The sequence below is a fragment of the uncultured Frigoribacterium sp. genome (assembly GCF_963515265.1).
Taxonomy (GTDB): Bacteria; Actinomycetota; Actinomycetes; order Actinomycetales; family Microbacteriaceae; genus Frigoribacterium.
Genome location: NZ_CAUPYL010000206.1, coordinates 1 through 4,458, shown reverse-complemented (window position 1 = coordinate 4,458; position 4,458 = coordinate 1). Strand labels below are relative to the sequence as shown.

Sequence of the window (4,458 nt, the reverse complement as noted above, 5' to 3'; positions counted from 1 at the left end):
CCCGCCGCCTGCCGGTCGGTCGACGCCGCGGCACGCACCAGAGCCCGGGCGACCGGGTGCTCGCTGTCGCGCTCGGCGGCCGCGGCGAGGCGCAGGGCCTCGTCGCGAGTCAGCCCCCCGGACGAGGAGGCGGTGGCCACGTCCGTCACGCCGGGCTCGCCCTTCGTGAGGGTGCCGGTCTTGTCGAACAGCACGGTGTCGACGGTGCGCATGCGCTCGAGGGCGAGGCGGTCCTTGACGAGCACGCCCGCCCGGGCCGCGCGCTCGGTCGAGATCGCGATCACCAGCGGGATCGCGAGCCCGAGGGCGTGCGGGCAGGCGATGACGAGCACGGTCACGGTGCGCGTGATCGCCTGGTCGAGGTCGCCGAGGAGGAGCCACACGACGAAGGTGACCACCCCCGCACCCGAGGCGAACCAGAAGAGCAGGGCGGCGGCGCGGTCGGCGAGTGCCTGGGCGCGCGACGACGAGGCCTGGGCCTCGGCGACGAGCCGCCGGATGCCCGCGAGGGCCGTGTCGTCGCCGACGGCGGTGACCCGGACCCGCAGGGCGCCGTCGGTCGCGACGGTGCCGGCGACGACCCGGTCGCCCTCGCCGCGCGCGACGGTCCGGGACTCGCCCGTGACCATCGACTCGTCCATCTCAGCGGAGCCGTCGACGACGACGCCGTCGGCGGGCACGCGGGCACCCGAGCGGACGAGCACGACGTCGCCCGCGACGAGGTCGGCGAGGGCCACCTCGGTCGTCGCGCCGATTTCGGTGCCGGTGCCGTCGCCCGAGTCCGTGCCGGAGGCGCCGTCGACACGGTCGGCCGTGTCGGGCAGCAGCGCGGCGAGGGCGTCGAGGGCACCGGAGGCGGCACCCAGGGCCCGCATCTCGATCCAGTGCCCGAGCAGCATGATGACGACGAGGAGCGCGAGCTCCCACCAGAAGTCGAGGTCGAGGCCGCCGATGCCGAGCGTCGTCGCCCAGCTCGCGACGAACGCGACGGTGATGGCCATCGCGATGAGGAGCATCATCCCCGGCTGCTTCGCCCGTGCCTCCGCGACGCCTCCGCTGAGGAACGGCCAGCCGCCCCACGCGAAGAGGAACGTGCCGAGCACCGGCGAGATCCACTCGGAGCCGGGGAACGACGGGACGTCGTAGCCGAGCAGCCCGGCGAACATCGAGCTGAAGGCGACCACCGGCACGGCGACGACGAGGCTGACCCAGAACTTGTCGCGGAACTGCGCGGCGTGGTCGCCGTGGCCCCCGTGGCCGTGGTGGCCCGCGTGCGCGTCGTGGCCCGCATGACCGTCGTGGCCCGCGTGCGCGTCGTGCCCGGCGTGCGCGGCGTGCGCGGCGTGGCCGGCGTGCGTGTCGTGCCCCGCGGCGACGCCGGCGGCCTCCTGGCCGTGGTCGGCCGTCGCGAGTCCCGAGTGGTCGGTGCCGACCTGCTCGTCGTCGCCGGGGGCGGGGTGGTCGTGCGAGGTGCTCATCCCCATACCCTAGGGGGGTATCGCGCGCGACGTCCAGGACTCGGGGCGACCGCCTCCTCGACCCTCAGCCTCCTCGCTGTCAGCCCGCCGACCGTCAGCCCTCTCGACGGATCAGCCGCCGACGGGCGGGCCGACGATCAGCAGCAGCACGAAGACGACCACGACGGCCGCGAGCAGCAGCACCACCGCGAGCGCGAGGTGCCCGAGCACCCAGCGGAGGAGTCGGTCGAGCGGCCGACGGTCGCGCGGGTCGCCGGTCGCCTCGCGCCGCCAGTCGCCGTCGAGCCCGCCGCGGCGGTCGATCCCGCGCTCGACGGGCAGCGAGGCGAACGGCACGACGGCGCTCGCGAGGGCGAGCACGGTCACCCCCGGCGACCAGCGCTGGTTCACGGCGACGACGACACCCGCGACGAGGTAGGCGAGGAACACGAACCCGTGGATCGGCCCCGCGACGCTGACGGGCCAGTCGCCCACCTTCGCGACGTACTTCAGCAGCATCCCGCCGATCAGCAGGGCCCAGGTCACGACCTCGGCGACGGCGAACGAGCGGAAGAGGGCGCGGGGCGACATGGCGGCTCCTGGTGAGGGGGTCGGTGGGCCTCCATGGTCTCAGCACCGCCCTGGGCGCCGCCTCCCCCGGTGCAGCGCCTGCACCGCCGCCCGTCCCCGCGATCGCGAGAGGCCCGGGATCGACCTGAGGGCACCTCCGGACGTCGATCCGAGGCCTCTCGACCCGGCCCGAGGGGCGAAGGAGGCGCGGCGTACGGTGGACGGATCGACGACGACCACGAGGGGGACTCCATGAGCGACCGCGACGCCGAGCAGCACCGCCGGCAGGACCGACACGAGCGCCCCGGCGCGGCGCGCCCCGGCGCGACGCACCCTGCCGCCGACGGTCGGTCGCGAGGCAGGCTGCGCCTGCAGCGGCCGACCTTCCGCGGGTCGCCGGTCCTCTGGGGCGTGCTCGCGTTCCCGCTGTTCCTGCACCTGGTCACGGCCGCCGTCTCGCTCGGCCGCGGCGAGGCGCCCACGCCGTTCGGCATCGTGTTCCTGGTGCTGGTCGCGGTCGTGTTCGTCGTCTGCCTGATCGGCGTCGTGCAGACGCTCCGGCACCCGCGGCCCTCACGGCCGTCGTGGCTGGACGAGGGCGACCCGCGCGCCTGACCCGGCCCGCGCCTCCTTCGGGGCGACGTCGCCGGCGCGGGCACGAGTGGTCAGCTGCGGTCGTCGACGCCGCTCGGCAGGACCGGAACTGACCACTCGGTGCGCCGACCGGGCAGGCCGGGCAGGTCAGGCCGCGTCGCGGGCCGGCTCGGCGGGCTCGCGCAGCGCCGGGCAGTGCTCGGGGGTGGGGTGCCGCGCGATCTCGACCATGCGGTCGAGGGCGTCGCGAGCGGCAGAGAGGTCGGCCATCGCCGCGGTGATGCGCCGACGCTCCGCCTCGAGAACGGCGAAGACCTCGGGCGAGCTCGTGCCGGAGTCGACGCAGGGCAGCAGCTGGAGGATGGTGCGGCTCGGCAGCCCGGCGGTGAAGAACTGCTGGATCAGCTGCACCCGCTCGACCGCCGCCTCCGCGTAGCTGCGCTGGCCGCTGCTCGTGCGGTCGGACTCGAGCAGGCCCTGCTCTTCGTAGTACCGCAGCGCGCGCGTGCTGACGCCCGCTCGCTCTGCCACCTCGCCGATGCGCATCCGTGCCTCCGTGACCGCCGGGGAGACGTCTCGGCCTGATCCGCGTGCCGGACTTGCCCTTGACGTCAACGTGAAGTCCTAGCGTAGCCGACGCCGGGCCGGCGGAGACTGCCCGGCCGACCGTCCACGACCAGGAAGACACCACGCATGAACATCGACATCACCGGCCAGACCGTCCTCGTGACGGGGGCCAACCGCGGCATCGGCCGCCAGTTCGTCCTCGAGGCGCTCGAGCGCGGCGCCGCCAAGGTCTGGGCGACGGCTCGTCGACCCGAGACCCTCGACTTCACCGATCCCCGGATCGCGCCGCTGCAGCTCGACCTCACCGACCACGCCTCCGTGGTGGCCGCCGCGGCCGCCGCCCACGACGTCACCGTGCTCGTCGACAACGCCGGCATCGCGACCGGTGCGTCGCTGATCACCGGCGACCTCGTCGACGCCCGTCGCGAGATGGACACGCACTACTGGGGCACCCTCGACGTGATCCGCGAGTTCGCGCCCGTGCTCGCGGCCAACGGGGGCGGGGCGATCGTCAACGTCCTCTCCGCCCTCTCGTGGTTCGCCGCCCCCGGCAGCGGGGCCTACGCCGCCGCCAAGGCCGCCGAGTGGAACATGACGAACGCCGTCCGGCTCGAGCTGGCCGCCCAGGGGACGCTCGTCCAGGGCGTGATGCTCGGGGCCGCGGACACCGACATCACGGCGAACTACGACGGGCCCAAGATCGACCCGCGCGACGTGCCCCGGAGCTCGTTCGACGGCCTCGCCGCCGGTGCGATCGAGGTCGTCGTCGACGACTGGAGCGCGATGGTGAAGGCGTCGCTCGCCGGCGACCCGGCCGAGTTCTACACGAAGATGCGCGAGCTGCTCGGCTGAGCTGCCGCTGGTGAGGCCGAGTGGTCAGCACCTGTCCTCGATCGCTCGCGACAGGACCGGACCTGACCACTCGGCGCCGGGGCGGCGCTAGACGCCGCCGAAGCGCTCCGTGCGGACGCGGGTCGGGTCGTGGCCGGCGGCGACCAGCCAGCCGGCGACGGTCTCGACGAACGAGTTCGTGCCGCAGACGTAGACGAGCGGGTGCTCGGACGCCGGCAGCACGAGGTCGAGCAGCTCGTCACGGGTCAGCCTGCCGGAGGCGCGGGTCGCCCCCGCGGGAGCCTCCCGCGTGAAGACCCAGTCGACCTGCACCGCGCCGGCCGACTCCTCGGCGAGCGCCGTCAGCTCGGCCTCGAACCAGCGGTCGGCCGGCGTCCGGACGGAGCAGAGCAGCCGCATCGGCGGCGGCGCCCCGGCC

General features: G+C 74.7%; 5 protein-coding genes and 1 pseudogene. 2 read left to right on the top strand and 4 right to left on the bottom strand.

The features are described 5' to 3' along the window. Both RWM17_RS12600 and RWM17_RS12595 read right to left on the bottom strand, forming a co-directional pair. Positions 1-1,478: HAD-IC family P-type ATPase (locus RWM17_RS12600; RefSeq protein WP_399540483.1), on the bottom strand; the 1,478-nt coding region annotated here is incomplete at its 3' end. A gap of 111 nt (positions 1,479-1,589) precedes the next feature. Beyond that, on the bottom strand, positions 1,590-2,048 hold the full coding sequence (locus RWM17_RS12595) for a DUF3817 domain-containing protein (protein WP_314104164.1): 459 nt from the start codon (positions 2,046-2,048) through the stop codon (positions 1,590-1,592). A 231-nt stretch (positions 2,049-2,279) separates the two neighbouring features. Here RWM17_RS12595 and RWM17_RS12590 point away from each other — a divergent pair, with 231 nt between their 5' ends. Further along, on the top strand, positions 2,280-2,642 hold the full coding sequence (locus RWM17_RS12590) for a hypothetical protein (RefSeq protein WP_314104163.1): 363 nt from the start codon (positions 2,280-2,282) through the stop codon (positions 2,640-2,642). 126 nt (positions 2,643-2,768) lie between these two features. Here the strand turns inward: RWM17_RS12590 and RWM17_RS12585 are convergent, their stop codons facing one another. Then, positions 2,769-3,167 carry a MerR family transcriptional regulator gene (locus RWM17_RS12585; protein ID WP_123548397.1) on the bottom strand — a complete coding sequence of 133 codons (399 nt, stop codon included), beginning with the start codon at positions 3,165-3,167 and terminating at the stop codon, positions 2,769-2,771. 153 nt (positions 3,168-3,320) lie between these two features. Here RWM17_RS12585 and RWM17_RS12580 point away from each other — a divergent pair, with 153 nt between their 5' ends. Beyond that, positions 3,321-4,040 (top strand): SDR family oxidoreductase, encoded by a 720-nt coding sequence (locus tag RWM17_RS12580; protein ID WP_314104169.1) that lies wholly within the window; start codon positions 3,321-3,323, stop codon positions 4,038-4,040. Positions 4,041-4,127: 87 nt separating this feature from the next. On the opposite strand, the pseudogene RWM17_RS12575 reads toward RWM17_RS12580, so the two are convergent. Beyond that, a pseudogene (locus RWM17_RS12575) lies at positions 4,128-4,458 on the bottom strand (oxidoreductase); the annotation flags it as partial.

Coding starts and splice junctions, on each gene's coding strand:
- RWM17_RS12590 (WP_314104163.1), top strand. CDS start 2,280: ATGAGCGACCGCGACGCCGAGCAGCACCGCCGGCAGGACCGACACGAG.
- RWM17_RS12585 (WP_123548397.1), bottom strand. CDS start 3,167: ATGCGCATCGGCGAGGTGGCAGAGCGAGCGGGCGTCAGCACGCGCGCG.
- RWM17_RS12595 (WP_314104164.1), bottom strand. CDS start 2,048: ATGTCGCCCCGCGCCCTCTTCCGCTCGTTCGCCGTCGCCGAGGTCGTG.